Genomic DNA, 21,560 nt, shown 5'->3' with positions numbered 1-21,560 from the left:
GTCTTGGCTGTCGTTCTGACGGCCCGCCCCAAATCCAGGCCCCCAGGACCCTAAGCCCCCAAGACCCCAAGACCCCAACATGAGTCAAATCACCACCCACATCCTCGACACCACCCTGGGCAAGCCCGCCCAGGGCGTTACCATCGTCTTATCGGCCCAGCAGGGCCAAACCTGGGCGGAGCTGGCCCGCGGCGTCACCAACGCCGACGGCCGCATTGCCCACCTGCTCCCCACCGACGAGCCGCTGCCCCTGGGTATCTACAAGCTCAAGTTCTTTACCCAGGAGTACTTCGAGCGACAGAGCACCGCTAATTTTTACCCCTTCGTGGAAATCGTGTTCAGCGTGGCTACTACTGCCCACTACCACGTGCCCCTGCTGCTGAACCCGTTCGGCTACAGCACCTACCGCGGCTCCTGAGTTCCGCTCCTGACTCGTTTGTCATTCCGAGCGCAGTCGAGGAATCTCGCGGGCAGTCGTTGGATCAGTAATCAGACGTCAGCACGCGAGATTCCTCGACTGCGCTCGGAATGACGTTCTGGTATGAGGACCTTATACTTTGCCTCAGCTCTTCGTTGCAGCGGCGCATTAGGTCTTGGTCACGGTTTCCAGTAGCTTGTCCGCCTTTTCCCCTCTCAAATCCCGCCTCTCCTTTTACTTTCCCGATGAACCTCAGTATCCAGGACGCCGACAAAGCCGAGCTGCTCGACCAGCTCGGCGCGGCCAACCTTAAGTTCCAGCACACCTACCCCGGCGACAAGCCCGACCGCCAGCCGGTGCATACCGTGTACGGCGGGGCCAACCTGTTCAAGGCCGACACCTGCGTACGCATGGGCGACACGGCCCTGAACAACCTGCGCACCTACGCGCCCAACTTCGCGGAGCTGGCCCGCGTGCTCCAGCTCAAGGGCCACGAGCACCTGCCCACCCTGGAGAAAGACGTTGCCGAGCTAACTGCCCGCCTCGACGCCATGAGCCCTATGGAGCGCAAGCAGGAACATGCCTGGCTGGCGTACTCGGTCTACAACAAGATCGTCAAGAAGCTCCAGCGCGAGGCTGTGGAAGACTTCCGCATCGACTTCGAGGATGGCTTCGGCAACCGCCCCGAAGCGGAAGAGGATGCTACGGCCGTGCAGGCCGCCGGCGAGCTGGCCCGGGGTATGGCCAACGGCACCGTGTCGCCCTTCATCGGCATCCGCATCAAGCCCTTCACCGAAGACCTGAAAGCCCGCGGCGTGCGCACCCTCGACATTTTCCTGACGGCCCTGCTGGAGAAAACCGGCGGCCAGCTGCCCGAAAACTTCGTGGTGATGCTGCCCAAAGTCACTATCCCCGAGCAGATGACCACCATGGTGCGCCTGTTTGAGCTGCTGGAAAAGGCCAACAACCTGGCGCCCGGCACGCTCAAGATGGAGACGATGGTGGAAGCCACCCAGATCATCATGGACGAGGAGGGTCGCAACCCCTTGATGCGCATCATCCGCGCCAGCGAGGGCCGCTGCGTAGCCGCCCACTTCGGCACCTACGACTACACGGCCTCGGCCGGCATCACGGCCCGGTACCAGACCATGGCCCACCCCGTCTGCGACTTTGCCCACCACATGACCAAGGTGGCGCTGGGCGGCACCGGCATCTTCCTCTCCGACGGCGCGACCAACGTGATGCCCATCGGTCCCCACCGCGGCGACAACCTCAGCTTTGAGCAGCTCCGGGAAAACCGCGACTCGGTGCACAACGCCTGGCGGCAGGGCTTCCACCACACCACCCACTCGCTCATCAACGGCCTCTACCAGGGCTGGGACCTGAATCCGGCCCAGCTGCCGATGCGCTACGCGGCCACCTACAGCTTCTTTCTGAGCAGCTACGACGACGCGCTGTTCCGTCTGAAAACCTTCGTGGAGCGGGCCGCCATTTCTACCCTCACCGGCGACATCTTCGACGACGCGGCCACCGGCCAGGGCCTGCTCAACTTCTTTCTCAAAGCCATGAACTGCGGGGCCATCACCGAAGAAGAGGTGCTGGCGACGGGTCTCACGCACGAGGAAATCCACAGCCGCTCCTTCTTCCGCATCCTGGAAGGCCGGCGGCGGCGGCAGGCTTCGTAGCCCCGCCAGGTAGCCCGGCCCCAGCGCCTCCAACCAGCCGGCAGTCGGCTGATTGGGGGCGCTGGGCCATATTACCATTTCGCGCAACTAGGCGACTGGCAGCACCCGGCGCGGGATAGTGCGCTTAATTAGTTGCGTCAAATACTACCTTTAGGCTATGAACCGCAAACCGCACATCGCGCTTACTGCCTTGCAGCTCTTCGCTGAGAAAGGCTTTGAAAATACCTCCACGCAGCTGATTGCCAAGGAAGCCGAAGTGTCGGAAGCCCTGATCTTCAAATATTTTGGCAGCAAGGAGCGCCTGCTGGATTACATCATCAAGAGCGGCTACAAGCGGGTAATCGAGCAGAACCGGGGCCGCCTGCTGAACAGCTCCCCGCTGGACCTGGTTTACAAGATCATCGACCTGCCCTACGAGCTGGTGCGCGAAGAACCCTACTTCTGGAAGCTGCAGTCGCGCCTGATCGACGTGGAAGCGGCGCGCAAGCAGCACGAGCAGTTTATGCACCCAATGCCCGGCCTGCTGATTGAAGCCTTCAGCAAGCTCGGCTACGCACAGCCGGAGCTGGAAACCCGCTTTCTGCTCGGCCTGGTCGATTCCCTCTGGAAAGGCCTGGCCAACGTGCGCCCCGACTACACGCCGGAAATGCGCGAATTCATCAAAACCAAGTATCAGCCGCAGGCCTAGTCCCCGCGCGTCAGGGCTTAAAATCCCAAAAGCCAGCCGAATCGAGCGGATCGATTTGGCTGGCTTTTGATTTCGAACGCCGCTTGGGGTTCAGTTGACAGTCCGGGTGGGGTGGGAGCAACACCTGGGTTATCGGGGCGTGGGAATTGGTTGGCAGCACTACCGGGGGGAATAGTTGCTGACAACGGGACAAAGCTAAGCAAAGATTTTCTAGCAACTGGTAAGTGTTAGCTAACTTTTGGTGAGTACGCACTCACCATTCCTTTCTAAAGCTCACGCGTTTAGAAAATTACCGGAACAACGAGGCTGGTTACAAAATTTTGGCCTGGACCGATAACGGAGCGGTGGCACTCCGGCCGGAGTTATCCGCTCCGCGTTGCACTTCCCCTTCACTCCCTGTTCTGCCTTACAGAGCTATCAATCCGGATGCTGCCTGGTCAATCATTAACTAACATTTGTTAGTTAATCGAATACCCGTTACCTTTAGCCAGGGGCATTTTCGGTTGCCGGGGCCGCCCGGTTAGCGGGCAGCCTCAGACCAGCGCCCTGCCCCGGAGCCAGCCAGTCGGCTCACCCAAATAAAAAAGCATGGCCAAGAAAGTAAAGAACAACCGGCGGCAGCTTATTCTGGAGGAGGCCGCCAAGCTGTTCAAGGCCAAGGGCTTTGGGGGCACCTCAATGCGCGACCTGGGGGCGCAGGTGGGCATGGAAGCGGCCAGCATGTACAACCACATCAACTCCAAGGACGAGATTCTGGAAATCATCTGCTTCCACGTCTCGGACACCTACGTGTCGCAGCTGGCCCAGATTGAGCAGATGAACACCACTTACGTGGAGAAAATCAAGGCCCTGATTCACCTGCACATCCGGCTCATGATTGAGGATGGCGCGGCGGTTTCGGTGGCCAACAACGACTGGAAGTACCTGACCAACGACAAGCTCGAAGCCTTCAAGGAAGCCCGCAAAAACTACGAAAAGGGCTTTGCGGCGCTGATCGAGCAGGGCATTGCCGCCGGCGAACTGCAACCCGTGAATACGTCGGTGGCGCTGTTCACCATTCTGTCGGCGGTGCGCTGGGTGGAGCTGTGGTACCGGCCGGGCCGGGGCATCACGGCCGAAGAGCTGGAAGAAAACATCATGACCCTGCTTTTAAACGGAATAGCCAAATAGCGGATGGTTTTTGGTTGATGGTGTTTGGTTTTTGGCTCCCGATGGACTGCAAATGCAGCCGGCTGTACCAGAATACCACGAGCCAAAAACTAAGAACCAAAAACCAAAAACGACATGAGTCGATTTCATAAAGTCAAGATCAAGCGCATTCAGCGCGAAACGCCCGACGCGGTAGTCGTGTCGCTGGACGTGCCCGCGGAGCTGCGCGACACGTTCCGGTTCACCCAGGGCCAGTACCTCACGTTTCGGCGCGAGCACAACGGCGAGGAGCTGCGCCGCTCCTACTCCATTTGCAGCAGCCCATTGGAAAATGAGTGGCAGGTAGCCATCAAGAAAGTGCCCGAGGGCCGGTTTTCGTCGCTGGCCGTGGATAGCCTGCAGGTGGGCGAAGAGCTGGACGTGATGCCGCCGGCCGGCCACTTCCACACCCCGCTGCACCCCGACCAGGCCAAGCACTACGTAGCGTTTGCGGCCGGCAGCGGCATCACGCCGGTGTATTCCATCATCAAAACGGTGCTGCTGGCCGAGCCCCACAGCCAGGTGACGCTGATTTATGGCAACCGGGGCCGCAACTCCATCATCTTCAAGGAGGGCATCGAGGCGCTGAAGAACAAGTTCCTGAACCGGCTGAGCGTCTACCACGTGCTGAGCCGGGAGCAGGGCACCACCGATCTGCTGTTCGGCCGCATCGACCAGCAGAAAACCGAGCTGTTTCTGGATAAGATTCTGCCCGCCAGCCAGATTGATGAGTGCTTTATCTGCGGGCCGGAAGAAATGATTCTGGGCGTGAAAGCGGCCCTGACCAACGCCGGTATGGCCCCGGAGAAGATTCACTTCGAAATGTTTACCTCGGCCAGCAGCGGCAAAAAAGCGGCCGATCCGACCCGATCCCACCCCGCCGGCGCCGACGACAAGCATAGCCAGGTAACCGTGCAGCTCGACGGCGCGACCCGGGTGCTGGAGATGTCGTACTACGGCAACACGGTGCTCGATGCCCTGCTCGAAACCGGCGTGGATGCCCCCTACTCCTGCAAAAACGGCATGTGCAGCACCTGCCGCTGCCGGGTGGTAGCAGGCACCGTGGAGATGGACGTGAACTACTCCCTCTCCGACCGCGAACTAGCCAAAGGCTACGTCCTCTCCTGCCAGGCCCGCCCCACGTCGGAAAAGGTGACGGTGGATTTTGACCAGTAGCCGGACCAGTATTTCGTTGAACGTCATGCTGAGCTTGCCGAAGCATCTCGCGTGGCGTCGGTAGAGTAGTAAGCCAACGACGCCAAGCGAGATTCCTCGGCTGCGCTCGGAATGACGTTCTGTCTGGGTTGAGCGTATACAATAGAGTAAAGCCCAAATTTTTCCTTACTTTTAACTAACGATTGTTAGTTAAACATTGTTGAAAGCGCATGGAAACGGTAGAAATCAACCTCGAAGAGCAGTTTCAGGCCCGCATTGACGCGGACATCAGCATTGAGCCCAAGGACTGGATGCCCGATGCGTACCGCAAGACGCTGGTGCGGCAGATTTCCCAGCACGCTCACTCCGAGCTGGTGGGCATGCTGCCCGAAGGCAACTGGATTACCCGCGCCCCGTCGCTGAAGCGCAAGTCCATTCTGCTGTCGAAGGTCCAGGACGAAGCCGGACACGGCCTCTACCTGTACAGCGCCGCCGAAACCCTGGGTACCTCCCGCGACCAGATGCTGGCCGACCTGCACTCGGGTAAGGCCAAGTATTCCAGCATTTTCAACTACCCCACCCTGAGCTGGGCCGATATGGGTACGGTGGGCTGGCTGGTGGATGGCGCGGCCATTCTGAACCAGGTGCCGCTGTGCCGCACCTCCTACGGCCCATATGCCCGGGCCATGGTGCGGGTGTGCAAGGAGGAAAGCTTCCACCAGCGCCAGGGCTTCGAGATTATGCAGACGCTGTGCGAAGGCGCGCCGGTGCAGAAGGAAATGGCCCAGGAAGCGCTGAACCGCTGGTGGTGGCCCACGCTGATGATGTTTGGCCCCGCCGACGCCGACTCGCCGAACACGGCCCAGAGCATGAACTGGCGCATCAAGCGCTTCACCAACGACGAGCTGCGCCAGAAATTCGTGGACATGATGGTGCCCCAGGCCGAGTTTCTGGGCCTCACCGTGCCCGACCCGGAGCTGCAGTGGAACGAGACCAAGAAAGGCTACGACTTCGGCGGCGTGAACTGGGAGGAGTTCTGGAACGTGGTGAAGGGCAACGGCATGTGCAACAAGGACCGCCTCGGCGCCCGCGTGAAAGCCCACGAGGAAGGCGCCTGGGTGCGCGAAGCCGCCTCCGCCCACGCCAGGAAACGCGCCCGAAAAGCTGAGGCGCAGGCCGCGTAGTTCTTACCAAAGAAAATAGAACGTCATTCCGAGCGAAGTCGGGGAATCTCGCGTGCTGACGTCTGATTAGTAATCTAACGACGCCACGCGAGATTCCTCGGCTTTGCTCGGAATGACAGACGTTAATAGTTGAATTTTACCTCTCCGATGAATCAATCCGAATGGCCGCTGTGGGAGGTTTTTATCCGCAGCAAGCAGGGCCTCGACCATAAGCACGTGGGCAGCCTGCACGCCGCCGACGCCACCATGGCCATCCAGAATGCCCGCGACGTGTACACCCGCCGCCAGGAAGGCATCAGCATCTGGGTGGTGGAGTCGACGCACGTACACGCCTCCAACCCCGACGATGCCGAGGCCTTTTTCGACCCGGCCAACGACAAAGTGTACCGGCACCCCACGTTCTACGACGTGCCGGACTCCATTAAGCACATGTAGGTAAGCAGCTGACTGCCCGTAGCAGTCAGCTGGCCGCTTTTTACTTTCGCCCTATGCAAGTTGCCCCTTCCGATACGTCGGCGCTGAATGCCTACTCGCCCGAGCTGCGGCAGCTCCTGTTTCAGTACGTGCTGCAATTGGCCGATACGAGCCTGATTCTGGGCCACCGGCTGTCGGAGTGGTGCGGGCACGGGCCGGTGCTGGAGCAGGACCTGGCCATGGCCAACATCGGGCTTGATCTGCTGGGCGAAACCCGCAGCCTCTACCAGTACGCCGCCGAGCTGGAAGGCCAGGGCCGCACCGAGGACGACCTCGCGTTTCTGCGCATCGCCACCCAGTACCGCAACCCGCTGCTGGTCGAGCAGCCCAACGGCGACTTTGCCGACACCATCACCCGGCAGTTTCTGTTCGACAACTTCCACTACCACTGCCTGGTGCAGCTGCGCACCAGCACCGATGAGCGGCTGGCCGCCATTGCCGAAAAGGCCGTGAAGGAGGCCGCCTACCACCTGAAATGGAGCTCGGAGTGGGTTATCCGCCTCGGCGACGGTACGGAGGAAAGCCGGCAGCGCCTCGATAAAGCCCTGGCCAGCCTCTGGCGCTATTCCGGCGAGCTGACCACGCCCACGGCCACCGAAAAAGTGCTGCAGGCCGCCGGCCTCATTCCCGATTACGCTGCGCTGCTGCCGAAAATGGAGGCGCACCTGGCGCACGTTTTTGAGGAAGCTACGCTGCCCGTTCCGCAGGGAGTATTTATGATGACCGGCGGCAAGGAAGGCCGGCACACCGAGCACCTGGGCTACATTCTGGCCGAGCTGCAGTACATGCAGCGCACGTATCCGGGCCTGACATGGTAGCCGCGGCGCCCACCGAAGAACGCATCTGGCAGCTGCTGGAAGAGGTGTCGGACCCCGAGGTGCCCGTGCTCAGCATTCTGGATCTGGGCATCGTGCGCAGCGTGCGGGTAGACGGCGAGCAGGTCACGGTGAGCATTACGCCGACGTACTCGGGCTGCCCGGCCATGAACACCATTGCCACCGACATCCGGCTGCGGCTGCTGGCCGAGGGCATCACCCGGCTCACCATCCACAACCAGCTCAGCCCGGCCTGGACGACGGATTGGATGAGCCGGGCGGGCCGCGACAAGCTGGAAGCCTACGGCATCGCACCGCCCGTGGATGGCACCGCGACGGGCCACATGCTCAACCTGTTCGGCAAGGACACCGCCGTGCGCTGCCCGCTCTGCAAATCAGCGCATACGCACCTGGTCAGCCAGTTTGGCTCCACGGCCTGCAAAGCCCACTACCAGTGCGACGACTGCCAGGAGCCCTTCGACTACTTCAAGTGCCACGCCTGAGACACTCCAGAACGTCATTCCGAGCTTGCCGAAGCATCTCGCGTGCTGACGTCTGAGTAGTAATTCAACATCAGCACGCGAGATTCCTCGGCTTCGCTCGGAATGACAAAAGTCTTTATATCACTTTACTTTCACGGATGATCATCGGAATAATCGGCAGCGGCGCTATGGGCGCGGGCATTGCGCAGGTGGTGGCTACGGCCGGCCACACCGTGCGCCTGCTCGACCAGAACGCGGAGGCGTTGCAACGGGCCGGCAGCGCCCTGCAAGCCAGCCTGACCAGGCTGGCGGAGAAAGGCAAGCTGACCACCGAGGCCGCCGCAGCCACGTTTGCCCGCCTGCACCTGACCCAGGACGTGTCGGCTTTCGGCGACTGTGGGCTGGTGCTGGAAGCCATTGTGGAAGATCTGGCGGTGAAGCAGCAGCTGTTTCGGGAAGTGGAAATGCTGGTTTCCGACACCTGCATTCTGGCCTCCAACACGTCTTCGCTCTCCATTGCCTCCATTGCCGCGGCCTGCCGGAAGCCGGAGCGGTTTATCGGCATTCACTTCTTCAACCCCGCGCCCATTATGCAGCTGGTGGAAGTCATTCCGGCGGTGCAGACCCGCGCCGGGCTGGCCGAGGAAGTGCGTGACCTGGTGCAAAGCTGGGGCAAGCTGCCGGTGCTGACCAAGGACACCCCGGGCTTTATCGTGAACCGGGTGGCCCGCCCCTTCTACGGCGAGGCCATCCGCATTCTGGAGGAAGGAATTGCCGACCTGGCCACCATCGACTGGGCCATGACCGAGTTGGGCGGCTTCCGCATGGGCCCGTTCGCCTTGATGGATTTCATCGGCCATGACGTGAACTACCGGGTTACGGAGTCCGTCTTCGCCTCCTTCTTCTACGACCCGCGCTTCAAGCCCTCCTTCACCCAGAAGCGCCTGTTCGAGGCCGGCTACTACGGCCGCAAGTCGGGCCGGGGCTTCTACAGCTACGCCCAAGGCGCCGTGCCGCCCGAGCCGAACCGGGACAAAACCCTGGGCCGCGCCGTGCTGCACCGCATTCTGGCCATGCTCATCAACGAGGCCGTGGACGCGCTGGCCCTGAACGTAGCCTCCCGCGAAGACCTGGAGCTGGCCATGACCAAGGGCGTGAACTACCCCAAGGGCCTGCTGGCCTGGGCCGACGAGCTGGGTCCAGCCACCGTGCTCAAAACCCTCGACGACCTCTACGCCGAGTACCACGAGGACCGCTACCGCGCCAGCCCGCTGCTGCGCCGCCTGGTGCGCACCAATCAGCTCTTTCTCCAGCATGAGCCGGCCGCTGCCCCACGCTAACCACCCCGCCGAAGCAGTGAAGGAGCACATGCTGCGCCACGACGCTTTCACCCGCCTGCTGGGCCTGGAAATCGATGAGGTAGGCCCCGGCTACTGCCGTCTGCACTTTCGGGTGCGGCCCGACATGCTCAACGGCTTCGGCAACCTGCACGGCGGCGTCACCTACTCGGCTGCCGACTCGGCCTTCGGGTTTGCCTGCAACAGCCACGGCCGCTTCAGCGTGGGCTTGAGCGTGACGATGGACTACCTCGAAGCCGGCCAGCTTCACGACCTCATCACCGTGGAAGCCCGGGAAGAGAGCCTGAAGCATAAAATCGGCGTGTACCAGCTGCGCGTCACCAATCAGCACGGCACGGTGCTGGCCCTGTTCAAAGGCACGGCCTACCGCACCAGCACCGACATTCTGAGCATCCCAACCCAAGAACCAACAACCTAACCACCCCTGTGAAACAAGCGTATTTAGTTGACGGCATCCGCACCCCCATCGGCAGCTTCGGCGGCACCCTGGCCACCGTCCGGCCCGATGATATGGCGGCCCTGGTTATCCGGGAGCTGCTCCGGCGTAACCCCACCGCCGACCCGGCCGCCATTGCCGACGTGATCCTGGGCTGTGCCAACCAGGCCGGCGAGGACAACCGCAACGTGGCCCGCATGGCTTTGCTGCTGGCCGGCCTGCCCGCCACGGTGCCCGGCGAAACCGTGAACCGCCTCTGCGCCTCGGGCCTCTCGGCCGGCATTGCCGCCGCCCGCGCCATTCAGAGCGGCGACGGCGACCTGTTCGTGGCCGGCGGGGTGGAAAACATGACCCGGGGCCCGCTGGTGATTTCCAAGGCCAGCACCGCCTTCGGCCGCGACGCGCAGATGTACGACTCCAGCTTCGGCTGGCGCTTCATCAACCCTCGCATGGAGGAGCTCTACGGCACCGACGCCATGGGTGAAACCGCCGAAAACCTGGCCGAGCGCGACACCATCGGCCGCGCCGATCAGGACCAGTTTGCCCTGGCCTCCCAGCACAAAGCCGCCGCCGCCCAGCAGCGGGGCCGGTTTGCCGAAGAAATAGTGGCCGTCAGCATTGCCCAGCGCAAGGGCGAGCCGCTGGTCTTCGACCAGGACGAGTTCATCAAGGCCGGCACCACGCTCGAAGGGCTGGGCAAGCTGCGGCCCTCCTTCAGCAAAACCGGCACCGTGACGGCCGGCAACGCCTCGGGCCTGAACGACGGCGCGGCGGCGCTGCTGCTGGCTTCCGAAGACGGTCTGAAGCAGCACAACCTCACCCCCAAAGCCCGCATCGTCTCGATGGGCGTGGCGGGCGTGGAGCCGCGCATCATGGGTATCGGTCCGGTACCCGCCTCGCAGCAGGCGCTGAAAAAAGCCGGCCTTACGCTGGACCAGATGGATATCATCGAGCTCAACGAAGCCTTTGCCGCCCAGATCCTGGCCTGCATCCGCGCCTTCGGCCTTTCGGACAACGACCCGCGCCTCAACCCCAACGGCGGCGCCATTGCCCTGGGCCACCCGCTGGGCATGAGCGGTGCCCGCCTGCTCAATACCGCCGCCCTGGAGCTGCACCAGCAGCAGAAGCGCTACGCTCTGGTCACGATGTGCATCGGCGTCGGGCAGGGCTACGCGGCCATTATCGAGCGGGTGTAATTTCCCAAAAGAACGTCATTCCGAGCTTGCCGAGGAATCTCGCGTGCTGATGTTGTGATGCTATTCAATGCCGCCCCAACGGAAGCGGTAGAGATACTTCGACTTCGCGGACGACAGATCAAGCATGACAATAGCATGCTAACGACGCCACGCGAGATTCCTCGGCAAGCTCGGAATGACGGCCGATTTGATTGGCTGCATGATTATCAGAACGTCCTCTCAGCTCTAAGCTCCAGGCTCTAACTTCTCCGAACTCCCTCTCATGACGCCCACCCTCGAAAACTACACCCTCGGCCGCTGGACGCCCGGCGAATCCGCACCCCAGGAATTGCTTGATGCCAGCACCGGCGAAGTCATTGCCCTGGCCAATACGGAGGGCTTCGACTACGAAGCCATCTTCACCTACGCCCGGAGCGTGGGCAACCCGGCCCTGCGCAAAATGACTTTCCACGAGCGGGGCCGCATGCTCAAGGCCCTGGCGATGCACCTGATGGAGAAAAAGGAGCAGTTCTACGCGCTCAGCTACCGCTCCGGCGCCACCCGCGCCGACTCCTGGGTCGATATCGAGGGCGGCATCGGCAACCTGTTTGCCAACGCCTCGCTGCGCCGCAAGTTTCCCGACAAGCCGTTTTACGTGGAGGGTGAGCCGGTGGGGCTGTCGAAGGGCGGCACCTTCATGGCTCAGCACCTGATGGTGCCCCGGGAGGGCGTGGCCGTGCATATCAACGCCTACAACTTCCCGGTGTGGGGCATGCTGGAGAAGATTGCGGTGAACCTGCTGGCCGGCATGCCCGCCGTAGTGAAGCCCGCCGTGCCTTCGGCCTACCTCACCGAGGCCGTGGTGCGCGAAATCATTGCTTCCGGCATCCTGCCCGCCGGCGCGCTGCAGCTGGTCGTCGGCTCGGGCCAGGGAATTCTGGACCACGTCACCTACCAGGACGTGGTGACTTTCACCGGCTCGGCCAGCACCGGCCGCAAGCTGCGGGCCCACCCGCGCATCATCGAGGAAGCCGTGCCCTTCACCATGGAGGCCGACTCGCTGAACGCCGCCGTGCTGGGTCTGGACGCCCGGCCGGGTACGCCGGAGTTTGATCTGTTCGTGAAAGAAGTGCGCAAGGAAATGACCGGCAAGTGCGGGCAGAAATGCACCGCCATCCGCCGCATCATCGTGCCCGAAAACCTGGTGGAGGACGTGCAGATTGCCCTGGGCAAACTGCTGGGGCAAACCACCGTGGGCCACCCGCTGGCCGAGGGCGTGCGCATGGGCGCGCTGGCCGGGCGCGAGCAAGCCGCGCAGCTGCGCGAACGAATCAGGCTGCTGGCGAAGAACACGCCCATCGTGTACGGCGACCTGGACGGCGGCGTGGACGTGCTGGGCCAGGACCGCGGCGCCCACTTCGACAAGGGCGCGTTCATCTCCCCCATCCTGCTGCTCAACTCCGAGCCCTTCCGCCACCTCGACTCCCACGAGGTGGAAGCTTTCGGGCCCGTGGCCACGCTGATGCCCTACAAGGATACCGACGAGGCCATCAAGCTGGTGAATATGGGCAAAGGCTCCCTGGTGTGCTCCCTGGCCACCAACGACCCGCGCACGGCCCAGGACTTCGTGCTGGGTGCCGCCACCCACCACGGCCGCATCCTGATCATCAACGAGGAAATGGCCAAGGAAAGCACCGGCCACGGCTCGCCCCTGCCCCTGCTGATTCACGGCGGACCCGGCCGGGCCGGCGGCGGGCAGGAAATGGGCGGCATGCGCGGCGTGGAGCACTTCATGCAGCGCGTGGCGCTCCAGGGCTCGCCGAGCATGATTACGGCCATCACCGAAGTTTACCAGCCCAAGGCGAAGCAGATCGAGAAGGACAAGCACCCGTTTCAGCACTACTTCGAGGAGCTGGAAATCGGGCAGACCTACGTCACCCACAAGCACACCGTCACGGAAGCCGATATCAGCAGCTTCGCCCAGGTATCGGGCGACAACTTCTACGCCCACGTCGATGAGACTTCCCTGGCAGGGACGCTCTTTACCGGCCGCGTGGCCCACGGCTACTACATCCTGAGCAAGGCCGCCGGCATGTTCGTGGACCCGCGCAAGGGCCCGGTTTTGCTTAACTACGGCCTCGACGAGTGCCGCTTCACCAAGCCCGTATATCCCGGCACCACCATCGGCGTGACGCTGACGGTGAAGGAGAAAATCGGGCAGGAGAAGCGCGACGCGGAAGATGTCGCCAAGGGCATCGTGCGCTGGTACGTGGAAATCACCGATCAGACCCAGGAAACCGTGGCCGTGGCCACCATTCTGACGATGGTGAAAAAGAAAAACCAGGAATAATTTTTCACGCAGGGTTTCGCAGTGGACGGCGCGGTGTCTCGCAGTGTCGTTCAACAGTACACTGCGAAACCCTGCGGTTTTACACCCCGAGACACTGCGTGATATACATATGACCAACACCCTCACCGCCGGCCAGGTAACGGCCGCTACCGATGCCCGCGGCATCACCACGGTTTCCTTTTTCCACCCGTCGCACAACTCCCTGCCCGGCGCGCTGCTCACCCAGCTGGCCAACACCATCACCCAGGCCGGCCAGGACGAAGCCACCAAAGTCATCATCCTGCGCAGTGAGGGCGAAAAAACCTTCTGCGCCGGCGCCAGCTTCGACGAGCTGATGGCCATCCGGGATGAAGCCCAGGGCCTGGAGTTTTTCTCCGGCTTCGCCAAAGTCATTAACGCCTGCCGCACCTGCCCGAAGATCATCGTCGGGCGCGTGCAGGGCAAAGCCATCGGCGGCGGCGTGGGCGTGGCCGCCGCTACCGACTACTGCTTTGCCACGGCCCAGGCGGCGGTGAAGCTCAGCGAGCTGGTGGTCGGCATCGGCCCGTTTGTGGTGGGGCCGGTGGTGGAGCTCAAGATCGGCAAAGCGGCCTACGCCCAGCTGGCGCTGGATGCGGCGGAGTTTCGCAGCGCGGCCTGGGCCCAGGAAAAAGGCCTTTACGCCACCGTGGTAGAAACCCCGGAAGCCCTGGATGCCGCCGTCGATGCCTTTGCCGCCCGGCTGGCTGCCTACAACCCGGCCGCGCTGACCGACCTGAAGCGCGTCATCTGGGCCGGCACCGAAAACTGGGATACCCTGCTCGTGGAGCGGGCCGCCATCAGCGGCCGGCTGGTGCTGTCCGACTTCACCCGGCAGGCCATTCAGCAGTTTAAAAGCCGGTAAGCGGGCGGCACTGCGGGCCTACATCAGGTAAAACTCCGCCGGCGCCAGCGGGGCGGGCACCTGCGTCTCCTGCAGCAGCTGCCGCAGGTTGATTTCGACGGTGCGGGCCAGGGCCGTCACCGGCGTGTCGGTTGGCGCATCGTTGAACGGGTCCTGCAGGTAGCGGGCGGTGCGCTCGAGCAGGAAAAACGTGGACGCCACCATCAGCAGCACCGGCGTTTCCCACAGGCCGATGGTTTCGACCAGGCTCAGCGAGAGGGTGCCCAGAAACAGGTAGATCAGAAAGTGCACGAGCAGCCGGTAGTTGGTAGGAAACACCGTGTTCTTGATGCGCTCCGCCTGTCCCATGGCCTCGCACAGGCGTACCAGCGTGGCATCCAGATACACCTGCTGCAGAGTGTTGATGGCTTGCCGCTCGTAGAGGTCCTTCAACTGGTTGGTGTGCAGCGCCAGCAGCCCCAACGCCTTGTTGGCGTGCGGCTGCAGGTAGGCCAGCTCGGCCGCGGGCAGGTAGCGGGCCAGCGTCGCGTCGGGGTTCAGGCCGCGCAGCGTTTCGCCCAGGCAGTAGCACCAGGCAATCTGCCGGTGGGCCAGGGCGCTCAGCGGGGAGTCCGGGGCCTGGGGCGGCAGAAACTCGGCTTTCACGAAGCTGCGGGCCTGCAGCACCAGGGTGCGCGAATCGTTGACGATGGCCCCCCAGATCTTGCGCGCTTCCCACCACCGCTCGTACGACTGGCTGATGGCAAACGCCAGCAGCAGCGAAATGCAGCTGCCGAGAATAGCCGACAGCTGCAGCGGAATAAGCGGCAGATACGGGCTCAAAAACCATTTCAGCACCTGAAAAAACACGGAGATGAACATCACCCGGATAATGTCGGGCAGGATGCGTCGGAAAATGTAGTAGATGGGCAGCTTAGTGTCGAGCAGCATAGCAGACAAGGGGAAGAAGTAGCCGGACGCGCCGGATTCGGGCCCGGCAGCGAGGAGCAGAAGAAGGGTGGGGCGGCTGTGGCCAGCAGCACTGGCTGCCAGTACGCCAGCCGCGCCCATGCGCCGTGTACGCAACCAGGGCCGACAGCGCCGGGCCGGGCGCGGCGCCGGGCCTGGGCTCCCGGGCTGATCCGTAGCCAACGGTAAGCACTGCCCATACTTTAGCAGCACTTTCCGCAGCTCAAGCGCCGGTATTTTTCCGGGCGTTGAAAAAGGCGGTGGCGGTAGCGGGTCGTAATTCTGGTCGACGGTGAACTGCTCACCGTCGACGATATGTTCGCCGACCCGCTACTGCCTGGACAGGCCCACTCCCACCGCCGGCACTCCCGGCTTTACCCTACGCACGGCCGGGCTGCGGCATATGCGCCCGGGGCTGGCCGAGGCCCACGGCAACAAGGCCGAAGCCGCCCGCATGCTGAACGTGGCCGTGACCACGCTCTCCCGCAAGATGCAGGAGTACGGGCTAAAGGAGTAGACTGTCCCGCTAAGACGACCGGCCCGCAGGTCCGGTTTTCGGTAGCAGGCGGGCCGGGGCGCAGAAGACAAGCTGGGTCCCGGCCCGCCTAGAAAATTCCCTGGGTGGCCAGCGTCTGGCATTCGGCGTGGCGCGGGCAGCTCAGCAGGTGGTCGTTGACCATGCCGGCCGTTTGCAGGATGTTGTAGCAGGTGGCAGGGCCCGTCATACTAAAGCCGCGGCGCTTCAGCTCCTTGCTCAGGGCTTCACTCTCGGGCACGAACAGCGGCACTGGATTGGCCGGGCTCCGGCCCGCGTTTACCGGCCGGCCGCCCACGAAGCCGTAGAAAAACGGCAGCAGCTGTTCTTCGCCCCCCAGCTCGCGGCGCAGCCGTAGCCAGGCCTGCGCGTTTTGCACGGTGGCCAGCAGCTTGCGGCGGTTGCGCAGAATGCGCGCATCCTGGAGCAGCTCCTCAATTTGGTTTTCCCCGAAGCGGGCCAGCTGATCGGGGTCGAAGTTGGCCAGCACTTCGCGAAAAGCCTCCCGCCGCCGCAGCACTACCGGGAAGTCGAAGCCGATCTGAAACGTGTGCAGCACCAGGTATTCGAACAGAATGCCGGCCTCGGCCACCGGCTCGCCCCACTCGTGGTCGTGAAAGGCCCGCAGCAGTTCACTTTGTTCGGTCCAGGGGCAGGGTGCGGCAGCAGGCATGGCACGGGCGGGAAGAAGTGGTGAGGGAGTGGTGAGCCGGACGTACGGGTAGTTTGCCCGCCAGGAGCGTACTTGCCGATCTAACCCGCCATTTATGCTTCAATCTACGACTCTCGCCTTTCTCAGCGGCCTCCAGGCCAATAACAGCAAACCGTGGTTCGACGCGCAGCGGCCGGCCTACGAGGCCGCCAAAGCCGATTTCCTGGCGTTGGCAACCGACCTGCTGACCGGCGTGGAGGCGGCCGACCCGGCCATTGCGGCGTCGCACCTGCAGCCCAAGAAGTGCGTGTTCCGCATCAACCGCGACGTGCGGTTCTCGGCCGACAAGTCGCCTTACAAATCCAACTTCGGGGCCTGGTTCAACGCCGGGGGCAAGGGCGCGCCCACGGCCGGCTACTACCTGAACCTGGAGCCGGGCGGCTCCTTCGTAGCCGGCGGCCTGTACATGCCCGAAGCGGCTGCGCTGGCCGCCATTCGCCAGGAAATCGACTACGACCTGCCCGCCTTCGAGCGGCTGCTGGCCGGGGCGGAATTCAGCCGCTACTTCAGCGGACTGAGCCAGGAGAACACCTTAAAGCGCCCCCCGAAAGGCTACGAGGCCGATAACCCCGCTTTGCCCTACCTCAAGCTGAAAAGCTTTACCGCCGCGCATCCGCTCACCGATGCCGACGTGCTGGCCCCCGGTTTCCGTACCCACGTAACGGACGCTTTCCGGGGGCTGCAGCCTTTGGTCGAATTCCTGAACCGCGGCCTGAACTAGCGTGAGTACCCGGCGGCCACTTGCCGGCGACCAGGAAAGCTGAGTTGGATTCCGCCGCTTACGGGCCGGGGCTGGCATGAGTAGCCCTCAATAGCAGGTAGCCCACCATGCCCGACACCAGCGAGGCCAGCAGGATGGCCAGCTTGGCCACTGCTTCGCCCGGCGAATGCTCACCCAGGGCCAGCAGGGTGATAAACAGCGACATCGTGAAGCCGATGCCGCCCAGCACGCCGGCCCCCCACAGGTGCCGCCAGGTCACGCCGGGCGGGAGCGTGGCCCAGCCCAGGCGCACGGTAATCCAGGCCAGCAGCCCGATGCCCAGGGGCTTGCCTACCAGCAGCCCTACCATAATGCCCAGGCCCAGCGGGGAGAATAGCTCGCCAAACACCGAGGCATCAATAACGAGGCTGGTATTGGCGAAGGCAAACAGCGGAACAATCCCGAAAGCGACCACCGAGTGCAGCCGCTGCTCCAGCTTTTGCGCCGGCGAGCTGATGGTTTCGGCCAGCTCTTCCAGCTCCTCGCTGATGGTGCGCGGGTCGGCGTCGGACCCGTGTACCTCGTCGTTGAGAAAGCGCAGCCGCGCTTCCAGCAGGCGTAGCAGGGCCGGCCGGTCGTGGCCGATGCGGGTCGGAATGGCCACGGCCAGCAGCACGCCGGCCAGGGTGGCATGGATGCCCGATTCGAGCGTGAAGTACCACAGCAGTACCCCCAATGCCAGATACAGCCACAGGCTCCGCACCCCCAGCCCATTGAGCCCCAGCAACCCGGCCCAGGTGGCCAGGGCCAGGTAGAGAAAGTTCAGGTGCAGCTCGTGGGTGTAGAACCCGGCAATGACAAGCACCGCTCCCAGGTCATCGGCAATGGCCAGGGCGGTGAGAAACACCTTGAGGCCCAGCGGCACCCGGGGCCCCAGTAGCTGGAGCACGGCCAGGGCAAACGCAATGTCGGTGGCCATTGGGATGCCCCAGCCCCCGGCCGTGGGCGTGCCGCGGTTGAAGAGCGTGAAAAGCAGGGCCGGCACGAGCATTCCGCCCAGCGCAGCCGCCAGCGGCAGGGCCGCGTGCCGCACGGTAGCCAGCTCGCCATCCAGCACCTCCCGCTTGATTTCCAGGCCCACGATCAGGAAAAACACCGTCATCAGTCCGTCGTTGATCCAGTGCAGCAGGCTCTTGTCCAGCACCAGGCCGTTGAAGGCGAGGCGCAGATGCTCATCCCACAGGGCCGGAAAATACCGGGCTGGCCCCCAGCTGGTATTGGCCAGCACCAGGGCCAGCACGGCGCTTAGCAGCAGCACGATGCTTCCCGCCGCCTCGCGACGAAAGAACTCGGCAAAAGGCCGCACCAGGGGGCGGACGAATTGGGTAACAGCCATCAAACAGAATATAGTAGCGAAAGTACGGCTCAGTGCCGGTCCGGTTTGAAACAAAGGTTATGAATTTCCGGCGGTGGTCCGCTGGGGGGTGGCACCAAGAATCGCCCGCCGGGCTTCACGGTACCACTATTGTTGCACGGCAGGCAGACATCAGCAACGATAGTGGTACCACGACCAAAAAGTCGTGCCCCCCCCCCGGAGCAGCCCTCGCCCCTGCCAGCACCTACTGCTGCCCAGCACCTGCTTCCTGCCCGGCGCCTTAACCCTCGTCCTGCGGGTGGTGTCTCCCTGATTTACCCCGCCCTGCCCTGAAGCGGCGGGCGGGCCGGTACGCCTCAGCCAAAGCAGCTGGTAGCTCGGTCGAATTTCGTTGCTTTGAGCCTGTTCTCATTTTTCTGTTCCCTGATGCTCCGGCCGCTTGGGCAGCCGGGGCTTTTCTCCCAATGAAATCCAACTTCCTCCTCACACTAGGTCTGCAGCTGCTGGCTGCGGCCGCCACTGCCCAAACCACTGCCGACTCGGCCGCTGCCGCCACGCCGCCCAGTCCGCTGACCACCTACGGTTTCGTGGATGGCTACTACGGCTACGATTTCCAGCATGCGGCTACCAACCAGCGACCCGGCTTCCTGTACTCGCACAACCGCCAGAACGAGTTTACGGTGAACAACGCCGTTATCGGACTGCGCTACGACAACGGGCAGGCGCGCGGGGCTCTGGGCTTGCACGCGGGCACCTATGTGGCGGCCAACTACGCGGCTGAGGACCCCGTGCTCAGGCACGTCTACGAAGCTTATGCCGGCTTCCGGCCCTTCCAGAAGGCCTGGCTCGACCTCGGTATTTTTGCCTCCCACATTGGCTTCGAGTCGGCCGTCAGCAAGGACAACTGGACGCTGACCCGCTCGCTGATGGCCGAGAACTCGCCTTACTACGAATCCGGCGCGCGCTTCACCTTCGAAGCCTCGCCCAAGCTCACGCTGACCGGGCTGGTGCTGAACGGCTGGCAGAACATCCGCGAAAACAACCAGGCCAAAGCCCTCGGCACCCAGCTGCAGTGGCGCCCCACCGATAAGCTGCTCGTCAACAGCAGCGGCTTCTATGGCAATGAGCAGCCCCAGGACTCGGTGCGCCGCCGCCGCTACTTCCACGATTTCTACGTGAGCTACGCCGCCACCCCGCGCCTGAGTCTGGCGCTGGTGTTCGACGTGGGCACGCAGGAGCAGGCCGCCCGCGGCAGTAAGGCCGATACCTGGCACTCGGGTGCCGCCTTTGTGCGCTACAAGCTGGCCGCTAAATGGACTGCTGCCGCCCGGGCCGAGTACTACGCGGCCGACCACGGCGTCATCATCAGCTCCATCATACCCGCTCCTGCTGCGCCTGACTTCAGGGTGCAGGCCGCTTCCCTCAACCTCGATTACGCTCCTGCCACCAACGTCGTCTTTCGCGTCGAAGGCCGCGCCTTCCGCGCCCGGGAGCCCTTCCTGACCGACCGCGACGGCCGGCCCACCGACAACTACGGTAACCTCACCAGCAGCATCGCGCTGTCGTTTTAATAGCCGGCAGCACGTTTTGCGCAGCCGCAGCCGAACCACTGCTCAGCCCGTTGCCGCCGTTCTCTTCTGCTTTCCACCATACCACTCCCTGCTGACGACCAGCGGCGCGACCAGTCTGCCGAGCGGTTTCTGCGCCTGGCACAGGACCGCCGCCGCGGCCGGCTCAAGGTCTACACCGGCCTGGCAGCCGGGGTGGGCAAAACCTACCGCATACTCCAGGAAGCCCACAACCTGCTCCAGCACCAGCACCGGGCAGACGTGGTGCTGGGCTACGCGGAAACCCGCGCCGGTACCGAAACCCAGCTGGTGGGGCTGCCGGTGCGGCCCCGCAGGCAGACCTTCTACAAGGGCCGGATGCTGGAGGAAATGGACGTGCCGGCCACTCTGCAGCGCCAGCCGTCGGTGGTTGTCGTGGATGAGCTGGCCCACACCAACGTGCCCGGCTCGCTGAACGAGAAGCGCTGGCAGGATGTGGAGCAGCTCGTGAAAGCGGGCATCTCCGTCGTTGCGGCCGTGAACGTGCAGCACCTGGAAAGCCTGCACGACCAGATACGGCGCATCAGCGGCCCCAACGTGACGGAGCGCGTGCCCGACCAGCTGCTCGAGCTGGCCGACGAGGTGGTGAACGTGGATCTGACCGTGGGCGAGCTGCGCGGCCGGCTGGAGGAGGGTAAAATATACAGCATGCAGAAGGTGACCACGGCGCTGGAGAACTTCTTCCGGGCCGAAAACCTGCTCCGGCTGCGTGAGCTGGCCCTGCATGAGGTAGCCAACCTGCCGGGCCGGCAGATTGAAAGCGCCGCCGCCGGTGCCCCAGCGCCGCAACACCGACCGGCTCGTGGCCTGCAGCAACTCCAACGCTCCGGCCGCCAGGAAAATCGTCCGCGCCAGCCTCTCGGCCGACCGTCAGCACGCGCTGGTGAGCGTGCAGGACCACGGCCCCGGCATCGCGCCCCAATACCAGGAGAAAATCTTCCGGCGCTTCGTCCAGATTCCCGACAAGAACAGCTACCGGGGCGGTTCGGGGCTGGGCCTTGGCGTTGCCCGCGAGTTTATCGGCAGCCAGGGCGGGCAGCTCTGGGTAGGAAGTGAGCTGGGCGCGGGCAGCGCCTGCCTGTTTACACGGCCGCTGGCCGTGCCGGGGCCGGCGTAGCGCGTATTCCCAAAGTGATAAGAGTCGCCGAGCCACGCAGGCACGGGGCAGCTGGTGCCCGCCCCCCCAAGCGCCGGCGGGGGCCACCGCCACCGCCGTAAGTGCCACGGATAGCCGACGGCGGCATTGCGCGCGGCTGCCAGCTCGTGCACGTTTCGACCCTGACTGGGTACGGGCAGCAGTGGTGGTCGAGCGTCAAATTATGCAAGTCTGGCGCCGGATTCCGTACCGACTTAGACCAGCAGAAACCGTTCCTTTGCCATGTCGTATCCCGC

At 63.5% G+C, this 21,560-nt stretch carries 21 protein-coding genes and 1 pseudogene; 19 read left to right on the top strand and 3 right to left on the bottom strand.

Going from position 1 to position 21,560, the window contains the following annotated elements:
* Positions 1 to 79: 79 nt before the first annotated feature.
* The 14 genes from uraH to ABD842_RS10310 all read left to right on the top strand — a co-directional run bounded on the left by uraH (position 80) and on the right by ABD842_RS10310 (position 14,291).
* Positions 80 to 418 (top strand): hydroxyisourate hydrolase, encoded by a 339-nt coding sequence (uraH, locus tag ABD842_RS10375; protein ID WP_345113206.1) that lies wholly within the window; start codon positions 80 to 82, stop codon positions 416 to 418.
* A gap of 245 nt (positions 419 to 663) precedes the next feature.
* Positions 664 to 2,103: a DUF6986 family protein gene (locus ABD842_RS10370; RefSeq protein WP_345113204.1), complete on the top strand. Its 1,440-nt coding sequence runs from the start codon at positions 664 to 666 to the stop codon at positions 2,101 to 2,103.
* A 157-nt stretch (positions 2,104 to 2,260) separates the two neighbouring features.
* Positions 2,261 to 2,791 (top strand): TetR/AcrR family transcriptional regulator, encoded by a 531-nt coding sequence (locus ABD842_RS10365; protein WP_345113203.1) that lies wholly within the window; start codon positions 2,261 to 2,263, stop codon positions 2,789 to 2,791.
* A gap of 588 nt (positions 2,792 to 3,379) precedes the next feature.
* Positions 3,380 to 3,961, top strand: a complete 582-nt coding sequence (locus tag ABD842_RS10360; RefSeq protein WP_345113201.1) for a TetR/AcrR family transcriptional regulator — start codon at positions 3,380 to 3,382, stop codon at positions 3,959 to 3,961.
* Positions 3,962 to 4,075: 114 nt separating this feature from the next.
* Positions 4,076 to 5,155, top strand: coding sequence for a 1,2-phenylacetyl-CoA epoxidase subunit PaaE (paaE, locus tag ABD842_RS10355; protein ID WP_345113199.1), 1,080 nt, complete (start codon positions 4,076 to 4,078; stop codon positions 5,153 to 5,155).
* A 209-nt stretch (positions 5,156 to 5,364) separates the two neighbouring features.
* On the top strand, positions 5,365 to 6,318 hold the full coding sequence (gene paaA / locus ABD842_RS10350; RefSeq protein ID WP_345113197.1) for a 1,2-phenylacetyl-CoA epoxidase subunit PaaA: 954 nt from the start codon (positions 5,365 to 5,367) through the stop codon (positions 6,316 to 6,318).
* Positions 6,319 to 6,465: 147 nt separating this feature from the next.
* A complete protein-coding gene (gene paaB / locus ABD842_RS10345; protein ID WP_345113195.1) occupies positions 6,466 to 6,753 on the top strand; it encodes a 1,2-phenylacetyl-CoA epoxidase subunit PaaB in 288 nt (95 codons plus the stop codon).
* Between the two features lie 53 nt (positions 6,754 to 6,806).
* The gene (paaC, locus tag ABD842_RS10340; RefSeq protein ID WP_345113193.1) at positions 6,807 to 7,610 is read left to right on the top strand and encodes a 1,2-phenylacetyl-CoA epoxidase subunit PaaC; all 804 of its coding nucleotides are present in this window, start codon (positions 6,807 to 6,809) and stop codon (positions 7,608 to 7,610) included.
* A complete protein-coding gene (gene paaD, locus ABD842_RS10335; protein WP_345113191.1) occupies positions 7,604 to 8,110 on the top strand; it encodes a 1,2-phenylacetyl-CoA epoxidase subunit PaaD in 507 nt (168 codons plus the stop codon). Before paaC ends, paaD begins: the two co-directional genes overlap by 7 nt.
* 137 nt (positions 8,111 to 8,247) lie before the next feature.
* On the top strand, positions 8,248 to 9,429 hold the full coding sequence (locus tag ABD842_RS10330) for a 3-hydroxyacyl-CoA dehydrogenase NAD-binding domain-containing protein (RefSeq protein ID WP_345113189.1): 1,182 nt from the start codon (positions 8,248 to 8,250) through the stop codon (positions 9,427 to 9,429).
* Positions 9,404 to 9,865: a hotdog fold thioesterase gene (locus ABD842_RS10325; RefSeq protein WP_345113187.1), complete on the top strand. Its 462-nt coding sequence runs from the start codon at positions 9,404 to 9,406 to the stop codon at positions 9,863 to 9,865. The genes ABD842_RS10330 and ABD842_RS10325 overlap by 26 nt, the downstream gene beginning before the upstream one ends.
* 8 nt (positions 9,866 to 9,873) lie before the next feature.
* Positions 9,874 to 11,079, top strand: coding sequence for a 3-oxoadipyl-CoA thiolase (pcaF, locus tag ABD842_RS10320; protein WP_345113185.1), 1,206 nt, complete (start codon positions 9,874 to 9,876; stop codon positions 11,077 to 11,079).
* A 262-nt stretch (positions 11,080 to 11,341) separates the two neighbouring features.
* Positions 11,342 to 13,408, top strand: coding sequence for a phenylacetic acid degradation bifunctional protein PaaZ (paaZ, locus tag ABD842_RS10315; RefSeq protein WP_345113183.1), 2,067 nt, complete (start codon positions 11,342 to 11,344; stop codon positions 13,406 to 13,408).
* Positions 13,409 to 13,517: 109 nt separating this feature from the next.
* Positions 13,518 to 14,291 carry an enoyl-CoA hydratase/isomerase family protein gene (locus ABD842_RS10310; protein ID WP_345113181.1) on the top strand — a complete coding sequence of 258 codons (774 nt, stop codon included), beginning with the start codon at positions 13,518 to 13,520 and terminating at the stop codon, positions 14,289 to 14,291.
* 18 nt (positions 14,292 to 14,309) lie between these two features.
* Here ABD842_RS10310 and ABD842_RS10305 read toward each other — a convergent pair whose 3' ends face one another.
* Positions 14,310 to 15,221, bottom strand: a complete 912-nt coding sequence (locus ABD842_RS10305; RefSeq protein WP_345113179.1) for a bestrophin family protein — start codon at positions 15,219 to 15,221, stop codon at positions 14,310 to 14,312.
* 310 nt (positions 15,222 to 15,531) lie between these two features.
* On the opposite strand from ABD842_RS10305, the gene ABD842_RS10300 reads away from it, so the two are divergent.
* On the top strand, positions 15,532 to 15,756 hold the full coding sequence (locus tag ABD842_RS10300) for a helix-turn-helix domain-containing protein (RefSeq protein WP_345113177.1): 225 nt from the start codon (positions 15,532 to 15,534) through the stop codon (positions 15,754 to 15,756).
* Positions 15,757 to 15,844: 88 nt separating this feature from the next.
* Here the strand turns inward: ABD842_RS10300 and ABD842_RS10295 are convergent, their stop codons facing one another.
* Positions 15,845 to 16,447 (bottom strand): DNA-3-methyladenine glycosylase I, encoded by a 603-nt coding sequence (locus ABD842_RS10295; protein WP_345113175.1) that lies wholly within the window; start codon positions 16,445 to 16,447, stop codon positions 15,845 to 15,847.
* A gap of 94 nt (positions 16,448 to 16,541) precedes the next feature.
* Here ABD842_RS10295 and ABD842_RS10290 point away from each other — a divergent pair, with 94 nt between their 5' ends.
* Positions 16,542 to 17,207, top strand: coding sequence for a DUF2461 domain-containing protein (locus ABD842_RS10290; protein WP_345113173.1), 666 nt, complete (start codon positions 16,542 to 16,544; stop codon positions 17,205 to 17,207).
* 58 nt (positions 17,208 to 17,265) lie between these two features.
* Here the strand turns inward: ABD842_RS10290 and nhaA are convergent, their stop codons facing one another.
* On the bottom strand, positions 17,266 to 18,582 hold the full coding sequence (gene nhaA / locus ABD842_RS10285; RefSeq protein ID WP_345113171.1) for a Na+/H+ antiporter NhaA: 1,317 nt from the start codon (positions 18,580 to 18,582) through the stop codon (positions 17,266 to 17,268).
* A 443-nt stretch (positions 18,583 to 19,025) separates the two neighbouring features.
* Between nhaA and ABD842_RS10280 the strand changes: the two genes are divergently transcribed.
* The 3 genes and pseudogenes from ABD842_RS10280 (at position 19,026) to ABD842_RS10270 (ending at position 21,285) form a co-directional block, all read left to right on the top strand.
* Entirely contained in the window at positions 19,026 to 20,132 is a 1,107-nt protein-coding gene (locus ABD842_RS10280) for a porin (protein WP_345113169.1), read from the top strand.
* A 192-nt stretch (positions 20,133 to 20,324) separates the two neighbouring features.
* A pseudogene (locus ABD842_RS21185) lies at positions 20,325 to 20,846 on the top strand (histidine kinase); the annotation flags it as partial.
* Positions 20,847 to 20,922: 76 nt separating this feature from the next.
* Positions 20,923 to 21,285, top strand: coding sequence for a sensor histidine kinase (locus tag ABD842_RS10270; protein ID WP_345113166.1), 363 nt, complete (start codon positions 20,923 to 20,925; stop codon positions 21,283 to 21,285).
* The last annotated feature ends 275 nt before the right edge of the window (positions 21,286 to 21,560 follow it).

The organism is Hymenobacter algoricola (assembly GCF_039539525.1).
GTDB classification, from domain to species: Bacteria; Bacteroidota; Bacteroidia; order Cytophagales; family Hymenobacteraceae; genus Hymenobacter; species Hymenobacter algoricola.
The sequence above is the reverse complement of the archived record's forward strand: the minus strand, read 5'-3'. Positions and strand labels throughout refer to the sequence as shown.

Excerpts from the sequence above, each read along its gene's own strand:
- uraH (WP_345113206.1), top strand. The coding sequence starts at position 80 with ATGAGTCAAATCACCACCCACATCCTCGACACCACCCTGGGCAAGCCC.
- ABD842_RS10370 (WP_345113204.1), top strand. The coding sequence starts at position 664 with ATGAACCTCAGTATCCAGGACGCCGACAAAGCCGAGCTGCTCGACCAG.
- ABD842_RS10365 (WP_345113203.1), top strand. The coding sequence starts at position 2,261 with ATGAACCGCAAACCGCACATCGCGCTTACTGCCTTGCAGCTCTTCGCT.
- ABD842_RS10360 (WP_345113201.1), top strand. The coding sequence starts at position 3,380 with ATGGCCAAGAAAGTAAAGAACAACCGGCGGCAGCTTATTCTGGAGGAG.
- paaE (WP_345113199.1), top strand. The coding sequence starts at position 4,076 with ATGAGTCGATTTCATAAAGTCAAGATCAAGCGCATTCAGCGCGAAACG.
- paaA (WP_345113197.1), top strand. The coding sequence starts at position 5,365 with ATGGAAACGGTAGAAATCAACCTCGAAGAGCAGTTTCAGGCCCGCATT.
- paaB (WP_345113195.1), top strand. The coding sequence starts at position 6,466 with ATGAATCAATCCGAATGGCCGCTGTGGGAGGTTTTTATCCGCAGCAAG.
- paaC (WP_345113193.1), top strand. The coding sequence starts at position 6,807 with ATGCAAGTTGCCCCTTCCGATACGTCGGCGCTGAATGCCTACTCGCCC.
- paaD (WP_345113191.1), top strand. The coding sequence starts at position 7,604 with ATGGTAGCCGCGGCGCCCACCGAAGAACGCATCTGGCAGCTGCTGGAA.
- ABD842_RS10330 (WP_345113189.1), top strand. The coding sequence starts at position 8,248 with ATGATCATCGGAATAATCGGCAGCGGCGCTATGGGCGCGGGCATTGCG.
- ABD842_RS10325 (WP_345113187.1), top strand. The coding sequence starts at position 9,404 with ATGAGCCGGCCGCTGCCCCACGCTAACCACCCCGCCGAAGCAGTGAAG.
- paaZ (WP_345113183.1), top strand. The coding sequence starts at position 11,342 with ATGACGCCCACCCTCGAAAACTACACCCTCGGCCGCTGGACGCCCGGC.
- ABD842_RS10310 (WP_345113181.1), top strand. The coding sequence starts at position 13,518 with ATGACCAACACCCTCACCGCCGGCCAGGTAACGGCCGCTACCGATGCC.
- ABD842_RS10305 (WP_345113179.1), bottom strand. The coding sequence starts at position 15,221 with ATGCTGCTCGACACTAAGCTGCCCATCTACTACATTTTCCGACGCATC.
- ABD842_RS10295 (WP_345113175.1), bottom strand. The coding sequence starts at position 16,447 with ATGCCTGCTGCCGCACCCTGCCCCTGGACCGAACAAAGTGAACTGCTG.
- ABD842_RS10290 (WP_345113173.1), top strand. The coding sequence starts at position 16,542 with ATGCTTCAATCTACGACTCTCGCCTTTCTCAGCGGCCTCCAGGCCAAT.
- nhaA (WP_345113171.1), bottom strand. The coding sequence starts at position 18,582 with ATGGCTGTTACCCAATTCGTCCGCCCCCTGGTGCGGCCTTTTGCCGAG.
- ABD842_RS10280 (WP_345113169.1), top strand. The coding sequence starts at position 19,026 with ATGAAATCCAACTTCCTCCTCACACTAGGTCTGCAGCTGCTGGCTGCG.